This window comes from Actinomadura decatromicini (genome assembly GCF_008121305.1).
GTDB lineage: Bacteria > Actinomycetota > Actinomycetes > Streptosporangiales > Streptosporangiaceae > Spirillospora > Spirillospora syzygii.
Genome location: NZ_VSRQ01000001.1, coordinates 1098995 through 1117386, shown reverse-complemented (window position 1 = coordinate 1117386; position 18392 = coordinate 1098995). Strand labels below are relative to the sequence as shown.

The window sequence follows — 18392 nt, the reverse complement described above, 5'->3', positions numbered from 1 at the left end:
GCCGGTCGCCGGCCGCCGCCGGGGCACGATCACGGCCAGCGATCGAGGAGCATGTCGGCGAGGGTCGCCGCCACGGTCGCCGTGGCCACGACGACCCAGCTCCAGGAGTGCGCGCCGCGCCTGATCGAGGAGAACAGGACGGCGACGGCCGCGGGCGTGGCGGCGGCCAGCAGGGCATAGCTCAGGTACCGCGACGGAGCGCCGTCGATGAATTCATCGAGGAGCGCGGCCGCCATGGCGGCGATGAGAACCACCGCGCATGCGGCCTCGGAAACGGGCTCGCGCGTCTTCGCGTCCATCGTCCTGCCTCCAAAAGAGATCTTTGGAGAAGCCAATCGCGGCCCGCGCACGGACGCTTCCTCCAGCGGGACCCACCTCGCTCGATCGCCCGGTCTGCGTGCGCCTCAACCCTGGGGTGGAGGGGCCTCACCGGGACGGACGAGCCCCGTGTCGTAGGCGAAGATCGTGGCCTGCACCCGGTCGCGCAGGCCGAGCTTGCCGAGCAGCGAGTTGACGTGGGTCTTGACCGTGGCGGTGCCGATGCCCAGCGCGGCGCCGATCTCCGTGTTGCTGAGGCCCGTCGCGATCCGCAGGAGGACGTCGCGTTCCCGTTGGGTGAGCGGCTCCAGGCGGCCGTCCTCGCCGGGCGGCGGGTTGATCGCGCCGGTGGCGAAGGCGTCGATGAGGCGGCGGGTCACGGCGGGGGCGAGCAGCGCCTCGCCGCCCGCAACGGTGCGGACGGCGTCCACCAGCTCCTGGGGCTCGCAGTCCTTGAGCAGGAAGCCGGACGCGCCCGCGCGCAGCGCACCGAACACGTACTCGTCGCGGTGGAAGGTGGTGAGCACCAGCACCCGCGCCGGGGACTTCGCGGCGGCCAGCTCCCGCGACGCGGCGAGGCCGTCCACGCCGGGCATCCGGATGTCCATCAGCACGACGTCGGGCCTGCATTCGGGCACGGCGCGCAGGGCCTCCGCGCCGTCCGCGGCCTGGCCGACGACCTCCATGTCCGGTTCGCCGCCGATGATCGCGGTGAACCCCGCGCGGACGATGGCCTGATCGTCCACCACCAGCACCCGGATGCTCATGGCGTCCTCCCTCCGGTCACGGCGCCTTCTCCATCGCGCTCCATATCGCGCTCCATCGCGTCCAGGAGCCCTCGCATCTCGGTCAGGGCGGCCCGCGCCTGCCCGGCCACCTCGCGGAGGGCGGCTGCCGCGTCGTCGTCCGCGCTGGTCAGACCCGTCTCGGCCGTCGTCACGAGCCGCGCGGTCCGGTCGAGGACGGTGCCGTTCAGCCCGGCCGCGACCCGGATCCGCTCGGTGTGCACGGCCGTGCCCGTCCGCGTGGTGACGGTATCGATGATCGCGTCCCCCCAGCGCCGGCTCCGCGCCGCGACGGCGAGGCCCCAGGCCCAGACCGCGAACGTCGCGGGCGCCGCGCACACGACGGCGATCACCAGCCCGAACGTGAACGCGACCGGGATCTCGGCGCCCGTCGCGGCCGTCCGGTCGGCGGCCAGCGCGAGACCGAGGCCGATGCCCCAGGGGAGCGGCGCGGCGAGCGCCGCCGGCCATGTCCGCCGGCCGTCCGGGTGGTAGCACGCGACCGAGTAGACGGCGACGAGCAGGGCGGGGGAGGCGAGGCCCAGCGCGTTCAGCGCGTCCGGCGACCGCAGCGCGCACGCGGCGGCGAAGGCGGCGTGCGCCGAGACGACCGCCGCCAGCGCGGCCCGCGGGCGGCGCCGCCGCCACCACAGCGGGACCGCGCCGAGCACGAGCACGGCCGCGGCCAGCGCCGTTTCCGCTGCGGACGGGCCCTCGACCAGCGGTTCCGGCGGGACGAACGCCAGGAGCGGGGACGCCGCGCAGAGGGCGACCGTCACGGCGTCCAGGACCTCCGGCCAGCCCCAGCCGATCCGGGAGCCGGCCGTCGTCGGAAGGCGGGCCTCGACCGCCCAGCCGCCCGGGGCGGTCGGTCCGGCGGTGAGCGCGCCGCCCAGTTCGGCCGCCCGGCCGCGCATGCCGCGCACGCCCCGCCCGCCTCCCTGCTGATCGCCCCGGGCCCGGGCGGTCCCGCCGCCGGGACGCTCGTTCTCGACGCTCACCAGGACCTCCCCCGGGACGTAGCGGACGGTCACCCGCACCTCGGCGCCGAACGCGTGCCGCGTCGCGTTGGTGAGCGACTCCTGGACGATCCGGTACGCGACCGCCGTCACCTCGGCGGGCAGCCTGCGGGCGCGTCCCTCCAGCGTCAGGGACACCGGGACGCCCATCCTGGCCAGGCCGTGGCAGAGGCCGGGCAGCAGTTCCCGCAGCCCGCCGCCGTCCGCCCGCGGTCCCGCCAGGTCGGCGAGCGCGCTCAGCGACCCCAGGACCTCGCGGCCGGTCTCGGCGGCGAGGGCGAGCGCCTCGCGGACCAGCGCGGGGTCGCCGAGCCGGACGGCCGCCCCGGTGTGCACGACGACGGCGCTCAGATGGTGGCCCGCGACGTCGTGGACCTCCCGGGCGAGGCGCTCGCGCTCGGCGTCCGCCGCCGCGCGGGCCTCCCGGTCGACGTCGGCCAGCCGGTCCGACAGCTCCCGCCGCCGCGCCGCGCGCTGCCGCCGGAGCTGGCCGAACGCGGTGATCCCGAGGTAGAGGGCCGCGTCCAGCAGCGCGCCGGACAGCGCGTCGCCGGGCCCGGCGGCGGTCGGCAGGTACGCCAGGGAGGCGACGGCCCAGGCGGCGGCGCAGCCCAGGACGGCGGGGCGCGGCCCGCGCAGGACCGCCAGCGAGTACAGGGCGACCCCGTCCGCGGGCCCGCCGATGGCGGTGTTCGCGTCGCCGGACGCGACGAGGCCGATCGCGGTCAGCGCGATCGCGGCCGCGAGGGTCGGCACGGGCGCGACGCGCCGCCACGCCAGCGTCCCGGCCCCGAGGACGACGGCGATCGCCACCGCCGTCCAGCGGCCCGTCCCGAGGGGATCGCCGCTGCCGTCGGTGAAGAGCCAGGTGAGCGGAATTTGGGAGCCCGCGACGAGGAACGGGACGCCCCAGTCGGCAATACGTGGCCATTGCCGGGGGTTTTCGTCCGTCCGCACGGAACGACCCTAAGACCTTTCAGCGGGCTTGGGTGACGCTTGAACGCCGCGCTTCCCGGTATTCGCGAGGAACCGAGCAGCCGGGTCCGTGAGCTGGCCGGACGACTCCCGGAGGGGCCGCTGAACGGCCGGCCGAGCCCGGTGCCGAGCCGAGTGAGAATGGCCCGGGCGCGGAAATGGTGAAGGCCCCGCCGGGCCGGGCGGGGCCTCGCGTAAGTCGGTTACGCGTGGTCACTCACGCGAGGGCTCAGAAGAGCTTCTTGCCCTTGCCGTAGAGGTACTTGCCGGTCTTCTTGTTACGGCCGCACTCCTGCACCCAGAGGTGGCTGCTGTAGCTGGACTTGGCGCTGATGGCCACGGTGCCCTTGCCGTCGAAGTTGTACGTGCTGCCGCTGGACGTGGTCGCGATGATCTTGTGGCGCGACCAGTACTGCTTGCTGCCCTCGGTGAACAGGAACCGCACGCAGGCGGTCCAGCCGTTCTTCGCGGAGTCGCGCAGGTAGCCCTTCACGTAGGTGCTGCCGCCGCTGCGGGAGTAGGTGCCCCACGCGCTGATGTTCGAGTACGAGTTGTACGGGGCCCAGCTGGTGGCCGCCTCCGCGGGGGTCCCGACGGCGGCCATGCCCGCCATCAGAGTGCCGGCGGTCAGCGCCACGGCTGCGATACGCCGCATAGATCCTCCATGATCAGTCTTGGTTAGCGACGGATAACCTAGCAGGGCCGACAAGATCATCTTTATCGTATTTTTAGGCTGTGACCAGGGAAGGTCGAAATCCTCGATCTTGCGAACCTGGAGGCGGCCGCGGGCGTCCAAGGGTCCGGGACGTCCTCCGCGGGCGTCCCGGCGGATCCGGTCCCCTGGCCTCGCGGGCAGTATCGGCGGCGTTACGCGGACGCGCGGACCGCAACGATGCCACCATGCCTGACGTGCGTGGCCGTGTCCGGGGGCCCGTGATCTCCGCGGGCGTGCTCCTGCTGACGACACTCGTCCTCGCGCTGCCCGCGTCCGCCGTGGCGGGGCCGGCGCCGGGTGAGATGATCCCCACTTACGACGTCGTCCTCACGCTGGGCGGGGACGGGGTGCTGTACGTCCGGGAGACGATCACCTACGACTTCGACCGCAGCGGGGAGCACGGGATCGTCCGGCGCGTCCGGTTCCGGCACGGCGACCGGGTCTACGACGTGCGGGACGTGCGGGCCGGGTCGTCCACGGGCGCGCCGTCCAGGGTCCGCACGACGCGGTTCCTGAACGACGTGCAGATCAGCGTCGGCGACCGGCGCCGGGAGGTGCGCGGCCGCCAGGCGTACGTGATCGAGTACGCCGTGGCCCGGGCCTTCACCCCGCGCGCCGACCACGACGAGCTGGTCTGGGACGCGATCGGCACCGGCTGGAGCGTCCCGATCGCGAACGCCGCCGTCCGGGTGGAGGCGCCGGTGCCGCTGCGCCGGGCGACCTGCCGGGCGGGCGCCCCCGGCGCGACGACCCGCTGCCTGCGCGACCGCGACGGCCCCTACGCGGTGGACTTCCTGCAGGGCGCGCTCGCCCCGCACGAGGGGATGACGATCAAGGTCCGGCTGCCCAAGCACGCGGTCGCCGTCCAGCCGCCGAAGTACGTCCCGCCGCACTGGACGGGCGGCTGGCCGGGCACCGCGCTGCTCGCGCTGTCGGTCGCGCTCGTGCCGCTGCTGGCGCGCCGTCCGGCGCCCCGCCGGGCGGCCGGGGCCGGGCTCGCCGCCGCCGGACTGCTGCTGGTCGCCGCGGACGCGGGCGACGACGTCGCGGCGCACGGGGCGTGGGCGTTCTCGCTCGGCGACCGGTGCCTCGCCGGGCTCGCGCTCATGATCGTGGGCGCCGGGATCCTGTGCGCGGACCGGCCCAGGATGGTGTGAGTCGGGGCGAACGTCCGCGGATGAGGACTACAGTTGGTCGGTCGCGACGTGAACAGATCGTTCCGGCGGGCCGTCTTCATAGGTGACGGGGCCGCGCAGGTGACGGTCCGCGTGTACGGGGCATCGGAACCGGACGGCGAAGACACGACGACGGCGAAGACACGACAGCGGGGACACGACGGCGATCGGCCGGAGGGGAGGCGCGGGAGAGTGCGGGAATACCTGCTCGCCATCCTCGTCGCCGCGCTCGTCTCCTACCTGCTGACCCCCTCGGTGCGCAGGTTCGCGGTGTGGTTCGGGGCGCAGGCCGTGCCGCGCGAGCGCGACGTCCACGTCATCCCGACGCCCCGGCTCGGCGGCCTCGCGATGTTCGGCGGGATGGTGGCCGCGCTCGTGGTGGCGACCGGGCTGCCGGAGATGCGCAAGGTCCTCGCGGACGGCGACATCAACGTGACCAGGGCGTTCCTGCTGTCCGGCGGGCTGATCGTGCTGATCGGCATCGCCGACGACCGCTGGGAGGTGGACGCCCTCACGAAGTTCGCCGGGCAGGTCGCCGCCGCCGGGATCTTCATCATGCAGGGCATCCAGGTCTACGCGCTGCCGCTGCCGACCGGGGAGTCGCTCACGCTGCCGCCCGCCTACGGGGTGCCGCTGACCGTCCTCGTCGTGGTCGCGACGATCAACGCCGTCAACTTCATCGACGGGCTGGACGGCCTCGCCGCGGGCGTCGTCGGGATCGCGGCGCTCGGCCTGTTCTCCTACGCCTACCTGCTGTCGCGGGTGAACGGGCTGACCACGCTGTCGGCCGCCACGCTCATCGCCGCCGTGCTGTTCGGGATGTGCGCGGGCTTCCTGCCGCACAACTTCAGCCCGGCCAAGATCTTCATGGGCGACACCGGCTCGATGCTGATCGGGCTGCTGCTCAGCGCGTCCACGATCATGCTGACCGGGCAGTTCGACCCGACGGTCCTCACCAACGGGCTGTTCCCGTTCTTCGTCCCGATGCTGCTGGTCCCGGCGGTGGCCGCGATCCCGTTCATCGACATGCTGCTCGCCGTGTGGCGCCGCACGAACCAGGGCCGCTCGCCGTTCGCGCCGGACAAGCAGCACCTGCACCACCGCCTGCTGGAACTCGGCCACTCCACCCGCCGCGCCGTGCTGATCATGTACGTCTGGGTGGGCCTGCTCGCGTCCGGGCTGATCGGGTTCGCGCTGATCGACGCCGCCTGGAAGGTCCTCGGCATCACGGTGGGCGTCGCGGTCGTCGGGCTCCTGCTGATGTTCGGCAGGCCGCGCCGCAGGGCCGTCCCGCCGCCGGACGGGGAGCAGCCCGCCCAGCGTCCCGCGATGCGCGTCTGATCCGGCGCGTCTGATCCGGCGCGTCTGATCGGGCGCCCCGCGACGCGGGTCTGACCGGCGTCCTGTTTCGTCCCGAAAGTCGTAGGTTTGACCGCGCTTCGTCGCGGTAGGGGTTCGGGTCGTCCTCCTCGGTAACGATGGGCTGGACCCGCGGGCTGGGCTAGGGTCCGGGGGGACGGGTGTGACCCGGAGTAGCGCGTGGGAGCCCGCGCGGCGCATTACCTTCAGGGTAATTGTGGACATTCCGGACGCTTGTGATACCTTTCACGAACAAGAGACGACCACTGAACGTGACCAGCCGGAGCCCTCATGCATACCTCCGACGCCCGGATGCTCCGCGGCGCCGCGATCCCGACCTCGGTCGTCGGGGTGGGCGCCGTCCTGATCGGCCTGCTGGCCGCCGGCGCCAAGGGCGCCCTCGCGGCGGCACTGGCCACCGTCGTGGTGATCGCCTTCTTCTCGGTCAGCGCGCTGGCGGTCTCCTGGGCCGGCAAGATCTCCGCGCAGACCATGATGATGGCCGCGCTCGCGAGCTACGTCGTGAAGATCCTCGTCATGATGGTGCTGGTCACCGTGGTGGCCGAGGTGACCATCTGGAACACCACGGTCTTCGGCTGGACGGTCATCGCGCTCGCGATGCTGTGGATCGCCGCCGAGTTCCGGGTCGCGCTGCAGCGCAGGCCCTACATCGACGAGCCCCGGGCCGACGCCCCCCAAGCGACCGAGTCCGACGCCCGCGAGCACCAGGCCGGTGAGTCGCGGGACGACGACGCCGCCGAGCCGCGCAACGTCCTGGACCGGAGTCCGTGATGACCCCGCCACGGACGGTGCGGCGCCCCTTCGGGGACTACTCCAATATGACCACCGCAGGCATGGCCTGCTATCGTCCGGAGCGCGATGAGCGAGCAGAAACGTCGGCCGGAGGACGGCCAACGGGAATTCGCCGACGCCGCCTGGTCCGTGCCCAGCTACCTGCTCTCCGGGATCATCATCTGGGGCGGTCTGGGGTGGCTGCTGGCCGAGTTGACGGACCAGACCTGGCTGATCATGGTCGGGGTGGTCATCGGCGCCGGGCTCGCCATCTACCTGGTCTACCTGAAGTACGGTCGCCACTCCTCCTGAGCGGCGCCGCCGCCGAGGAAGCCTTTGTGTCACATCACAACATTGATGAAGGGAACGCCGCGTGAACGCGCTGACGGTCCTCGCCTCCGGAGGGGATAAGTTCGAGGCCCCCGGGACGGAGCTGTTCGACTTCCCGCCCCTCTTCCCCGGCGGCCCCGCCTGGCTAACCAAGCCCGTCTTCTTCGCGGTCTTCGGCGCGCTCGTCGTGTGCGTCGTGTTCTGGATGGCCTTCGCCAAGCCGAAGCTCGTGCCGCGCGGCATGCAGAACGTCGGCGAGGTCGGCTACATGTTCGTCCGCGACCAGATCGCCCGGCCGTTCCTCGGCAAGAACACCGAGCAGTGGATGCCGCTGCTGATGACGCTGTTCTTCATGATCTGGATCTGGAACATCTTCTCGGTCGTCCCGATCATCCAGTTCCCGATCGCGTCGCACATCGCGTTCCCGGCCGTGCTGGCGATCTTCGTGTACTGCGTCAAGGTGTACCTGGGCTTCAAGCACCAGGGCCCGGTGAAGTACTTCACGAACATGATCCCCAAGGGCCTGCCGCTCCCGGTCTACTTCCTGCTGGTGCCGATCGAGTACCTCTCGACCTTCATCATCGCCCCCTTCACCCACGCCGTCCGGCTCTTCGCCAACATGTTCGCCGGGCACATGATCCTGGCGTTCTTCAGCCTCGTCGGCTTCTACTTCCTGTTCGAGAAGCCCACGGCCGCCGGGTTCGGCCTCGGCCTCGTCGGCGTGGTCGTCACCATCCTGCTGACCGCGTTCGAGCTGCTGATCCAGTTCCTGCAGGCGTTCCTGTTCGCGATGCTCGCCGCCATGTACATCCAGAGCGGGCTGCACGCGGAGCACTGAGCCCCAGGGTCGTGCGGCGCCCCCTCGGCGCCTGGCCCGTCCGACAACCTCGTAAGCCAGACCGGCGGACACTCCGCCGGCCGACAGAAAAGGAAGAACCCATGACGGGAGCCGTCCTCGCCGCCGTCGAAGGCAACGTCACCGCGATCGGCTACGGCCTCGCGGCCATCGGCCCGGGCATCGGCATCGGCATCATCTTCGGCCAGGGCGTGAACGCCATCGCCCGCCAGCCCGAGCTGACCGGCGTGATCCGCACCAACATGATGCTGGGCTTCGTCCTCACCGAGGCGCTCGCCCTGATCGGCCTGGTCGCGCCGTTCATCTTCAAGAGCGTCTGATCACGCTTCCCACCCGAGGAGGGCTGTAGGCATGATCGAAGCAGCTTCCGTCCTTGCGGCGGAGAACAACAACCCTCTGCTTCCGCACCCGTTCGAGCTCGTCGTCGGCATCTTCTCGTTCCTCGTCGTCCTGATCGTGGTCGGCAGGATCCTCGTCCCGCGGCTGCAGCAGACGCTGGAGGAGCGCACGCAGGCCATCGAAGGCGGCCTCGAACGCGCCGAGCAGGCGCAGAAGGAAGCCCAGCAGGTTCTTGACCAGTACAAGGCCCAGCAGAAGGCGGCCGCGGTCGAGGCGTCGAACGAGCGGCGCAAGGCCGAGGAGCAGGGCGCCCAGATCATCGCCCAGGCCAAGGAGCAGGCCCAGGTCGAGGCGCGCCGGATCGTCGAGAACGCCAAGGCGCAGATCGAGGCGGAGCGGCAGCAGGCGCTGCAGTCGCTGCGCGCCGAGATCGGCGCCCTGTCGGTCGAGCTGGCCGGACGCGTCGTGGGCGAGTCCCTTGCGGACAGCGCGCGGCAGAGCCGGGTCGTCGACCGGTTCCTTGAGGAGCTGGAAGAGCGCGCCCGCACGCAGGAGCAGATCACATCATGACCATCACGGGAGCGGTGAGCAGGGCGTCGCTGGCCGAGGCCATGGAGCGGCTGGAGGCCGTCATCCCCTCCGCCGACCTGGCCCGACTCGGCGGCGACCTGTTCGCGGTGCTGCACCTGATCGACCGCGAGCACGGCCTGCGGCGGGCGGTCTCCGACCCGGCGCGGGACGGGGCCGACAAGGCGCAGCTCGTCCAGATCCTGCTGGAGGGCAAGGTGTCGCCGGCCGCTCTCGGGCTGGTCGCCGACGTCGTCCGGCTGCGCTGGTCGTCCCCCTCGGAGCTGTCGGACGCGGTGGAGGCCCTCGCGGTCACCGCCGAGGCCGCCCGCGCCGAGGCCGACGGGCGCATCGACGACCTGGAGGACGAGCTGTTCCGGTTCTCCCGCGTCGTCGAGGGCGAGCCGGAGCTGCGCGGCGCGCTCGCCGGGCGGTCCCTGCCCGACGAGCGCAAGCTCGGCCTGGTCAACGCGCTGCTCGACGGGAAGGTCACCGAGGCGACGCTGACGCTGGTCACCGAGCTGGCGCTGCGTCCGCGAGGACGTAGCCTGGAGGCGGGGCTCGCCGAGTACGGCAAGCTCGTCGCCCAGCGCAGGCAGCGGCTGGTCGCGCTCGTGCGGACGCCCGCCGAGCTGCCGGAGGCGCAGCGCACGCGGCTCGCCGCGGTGCTCGCCGCCGCCTACGGCCACGAAGTACACCTGAACATCGAGATCGACCCCACGGTGATCGGCGGCCTGTCGATCGAGATCGGGGACGAGATCATCGACGGCACCATCGCCGGACGGCTGGACGACGTCCGCCGGCGGCTCGGCCCCGGTTAAGACCGGTAGAGCTGACTCTAGGGAGCAAGAGAGGAATCATGGCGGAGCTGACGATCCGTCCGGACGAGATCCGGAACGCGCTGGAGCGCTTCGTCCAGTCGTACGAGCCCGAGGCCGCCGCGCGCGAAGAGGTCGGCACCGTCGTCGATTCCGGCGACGGTATCGCCCACGTCGAGGGCCTGCCCTCCGCGATGGCGAACGAACTCCTTGAGTTCGAGGACGGTACCCGTGGCCTGGCTCTGAACCTGGACGTGCGCGAGATCGGCGCCGTTGTCCTCGGCGACTTCAGCAAGATCGAGGAGGGCCAGAAGGTCCGCCGGACCGGCGAGGTGCTGTCCGTCCCCGTGGGGGACGGCTTCCTCGGCCGCGTCGTCGACGCGCTGGGCAACCCGCTGGACGGCAAGGGCCCGATCGAGACGACCGAGCGCCGCGCGCTCGAACTGCAGGCCCCCACGGTCGTGCAGCGGCAGTCGGTGAGCGAGCCGCTGCAGACCGGCATCAAGGCCATCGACGCGATGACGCCGATCGGCCGCGGCCAGCGCCAGTTGATCATCGGTGACCGGCAGACGGGCAAGACGACCGTCTGCGTGGACACCATCATCAACCAGAAGGAGAACTGGGAGTCCGGCGACGAGACGAAGCAGGTCCGCTGCATCTACGTCGCGATCGGCCAGAAGGGCTCCACGATCGCCAACGTCCGCCGCTCCCTCGAAGAGGCGGGCGCGCTGGAGTACACCACGATCGTGGCGGCGCCCGCGTCCGAGCCGGCGGGCTTCAAGTACATCGCCCCCTACACCGGGTCGGCGATCGGGCAGCACTGGATGTACCAGGGCAAGCACGTCCTGATCATCTTCGACGACCTGTCGAAGCAGGCCGAGGCCTACCGCGCGGTGTCGCTGCTGCTGCGCCGCCCGCCGGGGCGCGAGGCGTACCCGGGCGACGTGTTCTACCTGCACTCCCGGCTGCTTGAGCGCTGCGCGAAGCTGTCCGACGAGATGGGCGCGGGCTCGATGACGGGCCTGCCGATCATCGAGACCAAGGGCAACGACGTGTCGGCGTACATCCCGACGAACGTCATCTCCATCACCGACGGGCAGTGCTTCCTGGAGACGGACCTGTTCAACCAGGGCGTCCGGCCGGCGATCAACGTCGGCATCTCGGTCTCCCGGGTCGGCGGCGACGCGCAGATCAAGGCGATGAAGCAGGTCGCCGGCACGCTGCGGCTCGCGCTGTCGCAGTTCCGCGACCTGGAGGCGTTCGCCGCGTTCGCGTCCGACCTGGACGCCGCGTCCCGCGCGCAGCTCGACCGCGGCGCCCGCCTCGTGGAGCTGCTGAAGCAGCCGCAGGGCAGCCCGTTCCCGGTCGAGCAGGAGGTCGTGTCCGTGTGGTCGGGCACGTCCGGCGAGCTGGACGACGTCCCGGTCGCCGACGTCCGCCGCTTCGAGCGCGAGTTCCTCGACTACATCGAGCGGGAGGAGAGCGGCCTGCTGGCCTCCATCCGCGAGACCGGCAAGCTCTCCGACGACGGCCTCCAGGCCCTGAAGAACGCCATCACGGAGTTCAAGAAGGGCTTCCAGACCAGCGAGGGCGAGCTGCTGGCCGAGGAGCCGGTCGAGCCGATCGCGGACGAGGACGTCGAGCAGGAGACCATCACCAGGGTCAAGAAGGACTGACGGCGATGGCCCAGATTCGCCAGCTCCGGCAGAAGATCAAGTCGGTCAAGTCGACCGCCAAGATCACTCGTGCCCAGGAGATGATCGCCACCTCGCGGATCGTCAAGGCCCAGCAGGCGGTGGCGGCGTCCAAGCCGTACGCCGACCGGATCACGCAGGCCCTGTCCGCGCTGGTGAGCCATCATGTCGGGATCGACCACCCGCTGCTCCAAGAGCAGCCGGCCGACAACCGCAGCGCGGTCCTGATCATCACGAGCGATCGCGGGTTCTGCGGCGCCTACAACGCCAACGTGATCCGCGAGGCGGAGGCGCTGATCGCGCGGCTGCGGGAGGAGGGCCGCGAGCCCGTCCCGTACGTCATCGGCAACAAGGGCATCACGTGGTACCGGTTCCGCGGCCGCGAGGTCGCGGAGACGTGGCACGGGTTCACCGACCGCCCGGACTTCCCGAGCGCCGAGCGGATCGGGCGGCGCCTCACCGAGGACTTCCTCAAGACGGACGCGGACGGCGGTGTCGGCGAGATCCACGTGGTCTACACCCAGTTCGTGTCGATGCTGACGCAGGAGGTCCAGGTCAGAAGGCTGCTCCCGCTGGAGATCGGGGAGTCGTCCGCCGACCGGGTGCCGCCCGCGTACGAGTTCGAGCCGTCCGCCGCGGCGGCGCTCGACCTCCTGCTGCCCAACTACGTCGAGAGCCGCATCTTCCACATGCTGCTCCAGTCGGCGGCGTCGTTCCACGCCTCGGTGCGGCGGGCGATGAAGTCGGCTACGGACAACGCCAACGAACTGGTCGGGGTCTACACGCGCCAGATGAACCAGGTGCGGCAGGCCGCGATCACCCAGGAAATCAGCGAGATCGTCGGTGGCGCTGACGCGCTCGCCGAGTCTGGCGGGGAGTGAGAATGACTGCTCAGGTAGAGACGGCGACCGCGACCGGGCGCGTCGCCCGGGTCATCGGCCCGGTCGTCGACGTGGAGTTCCCCGCGGACGCCATTCCGGAGATCTACAACGCACTCAAGGTCGAGGCGACCCTCGGCGGCGAGACGCAGACCCTGACCCTGGAGGTCGCCCAGCACCTGGGCGACAACATGATCCGGGCCATCTCGATGAAGCCGACCGACGGCGTGGTCCGCGGCGGCCCGGTGGTCGACACCGGCGAGTCCATCGCGGTGCCGGTCGGCGACGTCACCAAGGGCCACGTGTGGAACGCCCTCGGCGAGGCGCTGGACGTCCCGACGGCGTCCCTTGAGGTCAACGAGCGCTGGGGGATCCACCGCAAGGCCCCCGCGTTCGACCAGCTCGAGTCGAAGACGGAGATGCTGGAGACCGGCATCAAGGTCATCGACCTGCTGTGCCCGTACGTGAAGGGCGGCAAGATCGGCCTGTTCGGCGGCGCGGGCGTGGGCAAGACGGTCCTCATCCAGGAGATGATCCGCCGTGTCGCCCGCAACTTCGGCGGCACCTCGGTGTTCGCCGGCGTCGGCGAGCGCACCCGCGAGGGCAACGACCTCTGGGTCGAGATGGCGGACGCGAACGTCCTGAAGGACACCGCGCTCGTGTTCGGCCAGATGGACGAGCCGCCGGGCACCCGGCTCCGGGTGGCGCTGTCCGCGCTGACGATGGCGGAGTACTTCCGCGACGTCCAGAACCAGGACGTGCTGCTGTTCATCGACAACATCTTCCGGTTCACCCAGGCGGGCTCGGAGGTGTCGACGCTGCTCGGCCGCATGCCGTCCGCGGTGGGCTACCAGCCGACGCTGGCGGACGAGATGGGCGTGCTCCAGGAGCGGATCACCTCGACGCGCGGCCACTCGATCACCTCGATGCAGGCGATCTACGTGCCCGCCGACGACATCACCGACCCGGCGCCGCACACCACGTTCGCGCACCTGGACGCGACGACCACGCTGTCCCGCGCGATCACGGAGAAGGGCATCTACCCCGCGGTGGACCCGCTCGACTCCACGTCCCGGATCATGGACCCGCAGATCCTCGGCAACGAGCACTACGAGGTCGCCCAGGAAGTGATCCGGATCCTGCAGAAGTACAAGGAGCTGCAGGACATCATCGCCATCCTCGGCATCGACGAGCTCTCCGAGGAGGACAAGGTCACCGTCCAGCGGGCGCGGCGCATCGAGCGTTTCCTGTCGCACCCGATGTACGTGGCCGAGCAGTTCACCGGCCAGCCCGGCGAGACGGTCCCGAAGGACGAGACCGTCGCGTCGTTCAAGGCCATCGCGGAGGGCAAGTACGACCACCTGCCCGAGCAGGCGTTCTTCATGTGCGGCGGCATCGAGGACGTCGAGAAGAAGGCCCGGGAGCTGGAGAAGTAGTCCGCTCGGACCGGGGCCGCCCGCGCGGCGGCCCCGGCCGGGTCGTGGGAGGCCGTGGGAGGAAGCAGACGTGGCAAACCTTAAGGTCGGCCTGGTGTCGCCGGAGCGCGAGATCTGGACCGGCGAGGCCAGGATGGTGGTCGCCCAGACCGTCGAGGGCTCGATGGGCATCCTGCCGGGGCACGCCCCGGTGCTGGGCATCCTCCTCGACGGCAGCGTGGTGAAGATCGAGCCCGCCGACGGCGGCGAGCCGATCTCGGCGATGGTCGGCAGCGGGTTCTTCTCCGTCGCCGCCGACGAGGTGTCGGTGCTGGCCGAGCAGGCCGAGCTGGGCGACGAGGTCGACGTCCCGGAGGCGCGGCAGGCGCTGGAGAACGCGCTCGCCGCCGAGGACGAGGACGCGACGCGCGAGCGCCGGGCCCGGGCGCGGCTGCGCGCCGCGGGCATCGAGGCTTAGGCGCCCGGCGCGGCGGCACGACGGACGGCGGGGGATTTGGGCGAACACCTGGCACTCGACGCGGGCGGGGTGCTCGCCGCGGTCGTCCTGCTGGCCGCGCTGCTGTTCGTGTCGATGGCGGTGCGCCGCCGGCTGTTCACCCGCGGCGGCGGCGCCGTGGAGTGCTCCCTGCGGGAGCTGTCCCTGGAGGGCGGAGCCCCCGGAGTGTGGCGGCTCGGCATCGGTCGCTACAAGGGCGACGTGCTGCATTGGCACCGCGTGTTCGGATTCCGGACCAGGCCCCGGCAGGTGATCCACCGCCGGGGCCTCGTCGTGTCCAACCGGCGCGACCCGGACCCGGAGGAGGCGGCGGGCCTGCCGCCGGACGTCAGCGTGATCGAGGTCCGGAACGGCGACCTCGTGGTGGAGCTGGCGATGGGCGCGGCGGCGCTGACCGGGTTCCTCGCGTGGCTGGAGGCGGCGCCGCCCGGCCTGCCGGTGGAGCTGCACCCGCCGGAGTGACGCGGGTCCCTTCCCGGCCCCGCGGGATGGCTAGGAAGCGGTAAGGCGGCGGTATCGAAACGGCGTGGACGCGGCGCCGACGCTGGAGGAGACGGGTCCTGACCAGCAGGCTCGCTGCTGCCCAGCTCCGTCTCCGATCGCAGGAGTGCACGTGCGCAAGCTGCTCACCGGCGCCGCCGTGGCGTTGCCCGCCGCCGTTCTGCCCGCCGCCCTCGTCCCGGCGGCGTCGCCCGCGTCCGGGGCCGCGCCGGGGCGTCCCGACCTCGCGGCGCTGGTCACGGTGCGGGACGCCGAGGCACATCTGCGGGCGTTCCAGGAGATCGCCGACTACAACGGCGGGAACCGCGCGGCCGGGACGCCCGGCTACGACGTGTCGGTGAACTACGTGGCCGGACGGCTCCGCAAGGCGGGCCTGACGCCGACGATCCAGAAGTTCTCCTACCCGTACTGGGCGGAGCGGTCGGACGCGGTGCTGGCGCGGACGGCGCCGTCCAGGGCGTCCTACCGGCTGGGCGACGACTTCGTGACGCTCGCGTACTCGGGGGCCGGGGACGTGACCGCCCCCGTGACGGCCGTCGACCTTCCGGCGCGCGGGGAGGGGACGAGCGGCTGCGAGAAGGACGACTTCAGAAACTTCCGCAGGGGTTCGATCGCGCTGGTCCAGCGGGGGACGTGCACGTTCGAGACGAAGGCCGACCGGGCGCGGGCGGCGGGCGCGTCCGCCGTCGTGGTGTTCAACAAGCCGGGCGAGCGGGGGCCCGTGCGGGGAACGGTGAACCGTCCGGGCGCGATCCCGGTCGTCGGCCCGAGCCACGCGGTCGGCGCCGCGCTGGCGCGGGCGGCGCGCGGCGGCGGGCTGAGGCTGCGCGTGCGGACCGACACCGTCCAGGGCAGGCGGACGACCGCCAACGTGATCGCCGACACCGAGCAGGGGCGCGCGGACAACGTGGTGCTGCTCGGCGCGCACCTCGACAGCGTCCCGGACGGGCCGGGGATCAACGACAACGGCACCGGCGCAGCGGCGCTCCTCGCCGTCGCCGCGAAGATCGAGAAGCTGGGCGACGGCGGGCTGCGGAACCGGGTCAGGTTCGCGTTCTGGGGCGCCGAGGAGGAGGGCCTGCGCGGCTCGGCCCACTACGTGACGTCGCTGCCGGCGTCCCGCCGCCGCGCCATCGCGCTGAACCTGAACTTCGACATGCTCGGCTCGCCCAACGGGGTGCGCGGCGTGTACGACGGGGACGGCTCGACGCGCGCCGGCACCCGCGCGCCCGCCGGGTCGGGCGCGATCGAGCGGATGTTCCGGCGGTACTTCGCCGCGCGGCGCCTGCCGACCGCCGAGAGCGAGTTCAACGGACGGTCCGACTACGGCCCGTTCGTCGAGCACGGCATCCCGTCCGGCGGCATCGAGACCGGTGCGGACGGGGTGAAGACGGCGGCCGAGGCGAAGGCGTTCGGCGGCCGGGCGGGCAAGGTGTACGACCCGTGCTACCACTCCCGCTGCGACCGGCTGCGGAACGTCGACCTCAAGCTGCTCGACACGAGCCTGGACGGCGTCGCGCACGTCACCCAGCACCTGGCCCGCACGACCGTCGCCGTCAACGGCGGCGCCCGGCTGGGGGCCGCCCGGACCCCGTCGTCCGGCCTCGACCGGCGCGGCCCGTACCTGGTCCGCTAGGCGGGCGAGACGGTCAACGGGCCGTCGCCGCTGCGGAGCTGGATCGTGCGCGTTGACCGCGAGTCCTGGTGGACGGCCGGGTCGATCCGCTCGGGCCCGTTGCCGCTGGTCAGCGTGATCGCGTAGCCGTCGCCGCGCGGCACGCGGACGTGCACCGGCCCGTTCCCGCTGGTCGCGCGGACCTCCGTGGGAGCGGCGGCGAACCGCAGGTCGATCGGCCCGTCGCTGGTCTTGGCGGAGATCCGGTCGGTGGTCAGCCCGCGCGCGTCGATGCCGCCGTTGGAGGTGCGGAGGTCGGCGACGGGCACCCGCCCGGCGACGCTGATGTGCCCGTCGCTGGTCCGCGCGGTCAGCCGGTCGGCGGTGAGGCCGGTGGCGGTGATGCGGCCGTTGTCGCTCTGCAGGTGGGCGGTCCCGGCGTGGCCGGACACCTCGATGGAGCCGTCGTCGGAGCTGAGCGTCACCGACGTCGCGCGCAGGTCGGTCACCTTGAGCGCGCCGTTGTCGGTGTGCAGCTTCACCGTCCCGCCGAGGCCGGACGCGACGATCCTGCCGTCGTCGTTGTCGACCTCGACCGGGGTGCCGCGCGGCACCTCGATGCGGTAGGAGACGCCGCAGCCGGTGCCGCTGAGCCCGACGACGACCTTCGCGCACTTGGACGTCAGCGCCAGCGTCCCGCCCTCCGCCACATGGCGGGGCTCGGGCTTGTTCTTGTCGTTCGACCAGGTCAGCCGCTCGCGCACCTTGATGCCCGGTGAGTCGGATCCGGTGATCTCCACCCGGCTGCCGCCCGAGCGGATCTTCAGGGCGGTGACGCCGGCGGGCGCGCTGTAGGTGCGGTCCTCCTGGTGCGCGCCGTAGCTGAGGTTGCCGCAGCCGACCAGCGTCGCCGCGGCCGCCGTCAGCACGGCGGTGAACGTCAGGGTCCTCACGTGGTCACTCCCCGTTGTAGCAGTGCGCCCTCAGGGAACCAGCCTGCACCGCATGGGGATGCCGTCACCAGGAGGCGAACCGGTCATCCGGGGGTAGGGCTAACCCCACCCCCGGCCGGGCGGCGCGGCGTCAGCGCTCGCCGCCGGGCTTCCACAGGACGTCGCCGTGCTCGGCGTTCGCGACCCGGCACAGGATGAACAGCAGGTCGGACAGGCGGTTGAGGTAGCGGGCGGTGAGCGGGTTCACGCCGCCGGCGGGCGCGTCCGGGTCGTCCGCGGCGGCGGCGCCGTGCGCCTCGATCGCCGCCCAGGCGGTGCGTTCGGCGCGGCGGCAGACCGTCCGGGCGACGTGCAGCAGCGCGCCGCCGGGCGTCCCGCCGGGCAGGATGAAGCTGCGCAGCGTCGGCAGCGACTCGTTGTGCTCGTCGCACGCCGCCTCCAGCCGCTCGACGTAGGACGGCTCCACCCGCAGCGGCGGGTACTGCGGGTCGGGCACGACGGGCGCGCACAGGTCGGCGCCCACGTCGAAGAGGTCGTTCTGGACGCGCGACAGCAGCGCCGCCACGTCCGCCGGGAGCGCGCCGAGGGCGATCGCCGCGCCGATCGCGGCGTTGGCCTCCTCGACGTCGGCGTAGGCGGCGAGCCGCGGATCGGTCTTGCGGGTCCGGGACGCGTCGCCGAGCGCGGTGGTGCCGTCGTCGCCGGTCCGGGTGTAGATCTGCGAGAGCACGACGGGGTTGTCCCTGTTCTTCGCCATGGCGATCACACTAG

Annotated in this window: 20 protein-coding genes; 14 read left to right on the top strand and 6 right to left on the bottom strand. The window is 72.0% G+C overall.

Annotated elements, in window-relative coordinates; translation table 11 throughout:
• Positions 1 to 29: 29 nt before the first annotated feature.
• From FXF68_RS04485 to FXF68_RS04470, 4 genes are all read right to left on the bottom strand, one after another.
• The gene (locus tag FXF68_RS04485; RefSeq protein ID WP_148757594.1) at positions 30 to 299 is read right to left on the bottom strand and encodes a hypothetical protein; all 270 of its coding nucleotides are present in this window, start codon (positions 297 to 299) and stop codon (positions 30 to 32) included.
• Positions 300 to 404: 105 nt separating this feature from the next.
• A complete protein-coding gene (locus FXF68_RS04480) occupies positions 405 to 1085 on the bottom strand; it encodes a response regulator (protein ID WP_148757593.1) in 681 nt (226 codons plus the stop codon).
• Positions 1082 to 3079: a sensor histidine kinase gene (locus FXF68_RS04475; protein ID WP_148757592.1), complete on the bottom strand. Its 1998-nt coding sequence runs from the start codon at positions 3077 to 3079 to the stop codon at positions 1082 to 1084. The genes FXF68_RS04480 and FXF68_RS04475 overlap by 4 nt, the downstream gene beginning before the upstream one ends.
• Positions 3080 to 3326: 247 nt before the next feature.
• Positions 3327 to 3752: a hypothetical protein gene (locus FXF68_RS04470; RefSeq protein ID WP_148348387.1), complete on the bottom strand. Its 426-nt coding sequence runs from the start codon at positions 3750 to 3752 to the stop codon at positions 3327 to 3329.
• Between the two features lie 245 nt (positions 3753 to 3997).
• On the opposite strand from FXF68_RS04470, the gene FXF68_RS04465 reads away from it, so the two are divergent.
• The 14 genes from FXF68_RS04465 (at position 3998) to FXF68_RS04400 (ending at position 16689) form a co-directional block, all read left to right on the top strand.
• Positions 3998 to 4969, top strand: coding sequence for a DUF2207 domain-containing protein (locus tag FXF68_RS04465; protein WP_148757591.1), 972 nt, complete (start codon positions 3998 to 4000; stop codon positions 4967 to 4969).
• A gap of 210 nt (positions 4970 to 5179) precedes the next feature.
• Positions 5180 to 6328: a glycosyltransferase family 4 protein gene (locus tag FXF68_RS04460; RefSeq protein ID WP_148757590.1), complete on the top strand. Its 1149-nt coding sequence runs from the start codon at positions 5180 to 5182 to the stop codon at positions 6326 to 6328.
• A 309-nt stretch (positions 6329 to 6637) separates the two neighbouring features.
• Positions 6638 to 7138 (top strand): Cg1360 family ATP-synthase-associated protein, encoded by a 501-nt coding sequence (locus FXF68_RS04455; protein WP_148757589.1) that lies wholly within the window; start codon positions 6638 to 6640, stop codon positions 7136 to 7138.
• Positions 7139 to 7225: 87 nt separating this feature from the next.
• Entirely contained in the window at positions 7226 to 7450 is a 225-nt protein-coding gene (locus FXF68_RS04450) for a hypothetical protein (RefSeq protein WP_148757588.1), read from the top strand.
• Between the two features lie 61 nt (positions 7451 to 7511).
• The gene (atpB, locus tag FXF68_RS04445; protein WP_148757587.1) at positions 7512 to 8306 is read left to right on the top strand and encodes a F0F1 ATP synthase subunit A; all 795 of its coding nucleotides are present in this window, start codon (positions 7512 to 7514) and stop codon (positions 8304 to 8306) included.
• Positions 8307 to 8407: 101 nt separating this feature from the next.
• Complete coding sequence (atpE, locus tag FXF68_RS04440; protein WP_148757586.1) at positions 8408 to 8644, top strand: ATP synthase F0 subunit C; 237 nt, start codon at positions 8408 to 8410, stop codon at positions 8642 to 8644.
• 31 nt (positions 8645 to 8675) lie between these two features.
• Positions 8676 to 9233 (top strand): F0F1 ATP synthase subunit B, encoded by a 558-nt coding sequence (locus tag FXF68_RS04435; RefSeq protein ID WP_148757585.1) that lies wholly within the window; start codon positions 8676 to 8678, stop codon positions 9231 to 9233.
• The gene (locus tag FXF68_RS04430) at positions 9230 to 10051 is read left to right on the top strand and encodes a F0F1 ATP synthase subunit delta (RefSeq protein WP_148757584.1); all 822 of its coding nucleotides are present in this window, start codon (positions 9230 to 9232) and stop codon (positions 10049 to 10051) included. Before FXF68_RS04435 ends, FXF68_RS04430 begins: the two co-directional genes overlap by 4 nt.
• Positions 10052 to 10089: 38 nt before the next feature.
• Positions 10090 to 11724 carry a F0F1 ATP synthase subunit alpha gene (atpA, locus tag FXF68_RS04425; protein ID WP_148757583.1) on the top strand — a complete coding sequence of 545 codons (1635 nt, stop codon included), beginning with the start codon at positions 10090 to 10092 and terminating at the stop codon, positions 11722 to 11724.
• Positions 11725 to 11729: 5 nt separating this feature from the next.
• Positions 11730 to 12623: a F0F1 ATP synthase subunit gamma gene (locus tag FXF68_RS04420; RefSeq protein ID WP_148757582.1), complete on the top strand. Its 894-nt coding sequence runs from the start codon at positions 11730 to 11732 to the stop codon at positions 12621 to 12623.
• 2 nt (positions 12624 to 12625) lie between these two features.
• Positions 12626 to 14056 (top strand): F0F1 ATP synthase subunit beta, encoded by a 1431-nt coding sequence (atpD, locus tag FXF68_RS04415; RefSeq protein ID WP_148757581.1) that lies wholly within the window; start codon positions 12626 to 12628, stop codon positions 14054 to 14056.
• Between the two features lie 70 nt (positions 14057 to 14126).
• The gene (locus tag FXF68_RS04410; protein WP_148348398.1) at positions 14127 to 14513 is read left to right on the top strand and encodes a F0F1 ATP synthase subunit epsilon; all 387 of its coding nucleotides are present in this window, start codon (positions 14127 to 14129) and stop codon (positions 14511 to 14513) included.
• A gap of 36 nt (positions 14514 to 14549) precedes the next feature.
• Positions 14550 to 15014: a DUF2550 domain-containing protein gene (locus FXF68_RS04405; RefSeq protein ID WP_067903172.1), complete on the top strand. Its 465-nt coding sequence runs from the start codon at positions 14550 to 14552 to the stop codon at positions 15012 to 15014.
• Between the two features lie 151 nt (positions 15015 to 15165).
• The gene (locus FXF68_RS04400) at positions 15166 to 16689 is read left to right on the top strand and encodes a M20/M25/M40 family metallo-hydrolase (protein WP_246178301.1); all 1524 of its coding nucleotides are present in this window, start codon (positions 15166 to 15168) and stop codon (positions 16687 to 16689) included.
• Here the strand turns inward: FXF68_RS04400 and FXF68_RS04395 are convergent.
• Both FXF68_RS04395 and FXF68_RS04390 read right to left on the bottom strand, forming a co-directional pair.
• Positions 16686 to 17621 (bottom strand): DUF4097 family beta strand repeat-containing protein, encoded by a 936-nt coding sequence (locus FXF68_RS04395; protein ID WP_148757580.1) that lies wholly within the window; start codon positions 17619 to 17621, stop codon positions 16686 to 16688. The genes FXF68_RS04400 and FXF68_RS04395 overlap by 4 nt on opposite strands.
• A gap of 130 nt (positions 17622 to 17751) precedes the next feature.
• A complete protein-coding gene (locus tag FXF68_RS04390; protein WP_148757579.1) occupies positions 17752 to 18378 on the bottom strand; it encodes a cob(I)yrinic acid a,c-diamide adenosyltransferase in 627 nt (208 codons plus the stop codon).
• Positions 18379 to 18392 lie beyond the last annotated feature (14 nt).